The sequence below is a fragment of the Palleronia sp. genome (genome assembly GCF_042089775.1).
In the GTDB taxonomy this organism is placed as follows: domain Bacteria; phylum Pseudomonadota; class Alphaproteobacteria; order Rhodobacterales; family Rhodobacteraceae; genus Palleronia.
Map to the genome: position 1 here is coordinate 1 of NZ_JBELKF010000202.1, position 3,319 is coordinate 3,319.

General features: G+C 55.9%; 2 protein-coding genes and 1 pseudogene. All 3 read left to right on the forward strand.

The annotated features are described in order from the left end of the window. Nucleotides 1–246: 246 nt before the first annotated feature. Nucleotides 247–501 (forward strand): annotated as a pseudogene (locus ACFDS3_RS19915) (restriction endonuclease subunit R); the annotation flags it as partial. Between the two features lie 178 nt (nt 502–679). Then, a complete protein-coding gene (locus ACFDS3_RS19920) occupies nt 680–985 on the forward strand; it encodes a hypothetical protein (RefSeq protein WP_375264073.1) in 306 nt (101 codons plus the stop codon). Next, on the forward strand, nt 982–3,319 hold a 2,338-nt coding region (locus ACFDS3_RS19925; RefSeq protein WP_375264074.1), incomplete at its 3' end, for an AAA family ATPase. The genes ACFDS3_RS19920 and ACFDS3_RS19925, both read left to right, overlap by 4 nt.

Below are 3,319 nucleotides of genomic sequence, written 5' to 3' on the forward strand. Positions count from 1 at the left end.
ACCGCGCTTACGCAGCGCCGCGTTGTAGTCGGTCCAGTTCGCCGTGCGGTAGCGGGTCGGGGAAGGCTTCGGCATGCACCCGAGCTAACCGTCAGGGCCCGCTCAGTGAATTCCCTTCACCGAGATGTGCAACAGCGCCACCGAGGACGGCACCACGGAGCAGAAAATCGGAGGATTACTCGCCTAGTGCTTGTGTTGCCGTGGTTCGACGGCCACTCTCGGCATGTTCCAAAACGAGTATGTTACGTGGATAAGCGCCTTCTTTCTGAGCGAGATATTTGCAGCAAGTTCATCACGCCGGCTCTCCAAGGTGCCGGCTGGAATCTCCATACCCAGATATCAGGAGAGAAGACGCTGACGGATGGAGGTATCACCGTCCGCGGCAAACTTGTTGCACGCGGGAAGTGCAAGCGAGCAGACTACGTCCTGTATCTGAAGCCAAACACCCCGATCGCCGTCATCGAAGCCAAAGACAACCGGCATGCGGTCAGCGACGGTATACTTCTTATGAAGAGCGCGCATGAGCAACGGTTAGTCAGAAGGAAAGCGTATCCGTATCCGCTGCCTTTACTGGTTCAACCCCAAGGAGGACAGCTACGTGGGGTGAAAATCCCCGCTGGGTGATAATGAAAGAACCCTGAGCAGAGCACTGCAGACAGAGAACTTCTAAGAGGCGGGCATGATCTTGATAAATATTGAATGTGCAGAACCTTCTGCACACTACGGTGGGCCCATCTCCCCATATAATCGTCTGCCTCCCATGTCTGACGGACAAAAATGGAAAAAGACCTCTAAAGTCATTATTGAATGGCCTGATGGACTGACATTCTGCAAGCGGGGTGACCCGATACAAAACAGCCGCAAAACGACAATCGGTGACATCGAGCTCGCTGACCTGATTGCAGCCCACCCAAACTACAACTTCGGCTGTCGGGGCTTTCCTGGCTTTATGATGGGCGGCCCAAGTGAGGCGAGAACCGCATGAGTTGGGAAGAACTTGTTCGTCGGATCGCGGAGAACGACGTAGAAGATGGCGCCGGCGCGCCTTTTCGCAGGGAAGTGTTCGAAATTCTTCGACATGCCCGACTCGAAGTTGGACATGCTACAAAGAAAGTCGCCGTGCTACGAAACGCTGCAGGCGAAAGGCTTGGCTGGAACCTTCAAAAGCCGTCTAACCGGTTCTACTCACTGGCGAAACACAAACGCGCTCTCGAATACAGCGGGCTCGAACCGAACGAGGTCCCTTTCGTTCTGGGCAAGAAGGACGGCGGTCGACATTCGGCCTTGAGCCGTCCCTGGTCCTTTTCAGACCAGAATGTCGTTTCAATAATCGCGTCCGAACCGGAAATGACAAAATCTTTTTTGAAGGTATTGGACATGGATGACGACGGACTGCGTCTTGACCCCAAGGCCCTCGACCGATGGGTTGCAAAAATAAAACGGACCTTTCCGACATTCACGCGGTTCGATGCTAACGATCCCAACTTCGATAAAGCAGAACGCGCATACAAGCTCGAAGATGCACGCACGATGGCAGCGGCAATGAACCTCGAGAACGACGCGCATAAGGCTTCGGCGTTGATAAAGGCCTTAGGGCCGAGAAGAAGCGGCGATCTCCTGAATTGGCGCGTCACGGATCCATTGAAGGAAGCGCGGGACATTGATCACGCCTCCGCAAAACGGGCCCTAGTCGATATGGCGCATGCCGCCTGTGGTCCGGCCGAACGCCACGCGGATGCGCTCGCGACATTCGTTGAGCGATGGCTCGAGTTGGGGGATCAGACCGATCGAGATGGCGGACGCCAGATTGGTGAAATGCTGTTACTTCACCTGTCGCCTGACACCGGCAGCTACATTCGCGCGAAGGTTCGGGCGAGTTTGTGGCTCGAAGCCACGGGGACGCGCTTTCCCGACACTGATGACATCGCCGAGGTATATCGCGCAGAGCTGGCTTTCATGAAGGCGGTGCGTGACGCATTCGCTGAAAAGGGCCTCGGGCCAAGAGATATGATCGACATCCAGTCTGCGCTCTGGGTCGTGTATAGTTACAAGGACATCGATATGCCTCGAGACGCGAACACGACGAATGTGGGGAGAGCTGCAGTAGCCCTCAACACCATCCTCTACGGCCCGCCCGGCACCGGCAAAACCTTCGCGACCGCGGCCCGAGCCGTTGCAATCTGCGACGGTATGACGGCGGACGACCGGCAGGACGTTATGACGCGTTACCGCGAACTGGTCGAGGCCAATCGGATCGAATTCGTGACGTTTCATCAGAGCTATGGTTACGAAGAGTTTATCGAAGGACTCCGACCCCACAACGGGATTGAGGAGGAAGACGCCGGAACCGACCGCCCGGGTTTCAACCTGAAAGTCCGGGACGGCGTGTTGAAACGGATCGCGCACCGTGCGCAAAATGCGCCAAGAGTCAGCGAAAACACTTTCGACCCAAATGGACGTAATATTTTTCAGATGTCCCTGGGGCGCTCAACGGACCCGTCAGCCTCCTACATCCGTGAGGAGTGCTTCGAGAACGGCTACGTGCTTCTTGGCTGGGGTGGCGAATTAGACTGGTCTGACGCATCGATCACTAACTTCGATGCTGTCAAGGAGCGTTGGCGCGCGTTCCAAGGCGATCCAACAATCACGGGTCGCGATGCCAACATCGTTCAGATGTGGCAGCTGCGAGTCCGGATGAAGAAAGGCGATCTAATCGTTGCCAGCAACGGCAACACGTTGGTCCAAGCGATCGGCATCGTCACGGGGCCCTATGAATTTACTAAACGGGAACAGGATCACTACTACCATAGCAGACGTGTCGAATGGATCTGGATCGCGAAAGACGACAGAGGATTCGAAGTTTCAGACATCTACGAAAGCCGCTTCTCGCAGGCATCGCTTTACCTCATGGACCCGAAAAAGATCCGCTGGGGCGGCCTCATGCCCTACTTGCAACCGCAGGAACCCGATGCGCCAGCGCCGCCCTATGTTCTCGTTATCGACGAAATCAACCGTGCGAATGTATCCAAAGTCCTCGGCGAGATGATTACCTTGCTCGAAGAGGACAAAAGGGAAGGAGCAGAAAACGCGCTCGAGATCGTGCTCCCCTATTCCGGGGAGAGCTTTTCGCTACCGGGAAACCTCCACATCATCGGAACCATGAATACGGCCGATCGCTCAATCGCGCTACTCGACACGGCCCTGCGGCGTCGGTTCACGTTCGAGCACCTCGAACCTGAACTCGATTTACTCCCACAAACGGTCGCCGGCATCCCGTTGTCGGAGGCTCTTTCCCAGGTCAACAGAAGGCTCGAATACC

What these genes read in the sequence shown, in the direction of transcription:
- ACFDS3_RS19920 (WP_375264073.1), top strand. Translation starts at nt 680, where the DNA reads ATGATCTTGATAAATATTGAATGTGCAGAACCTTCTGCACACTACGGT.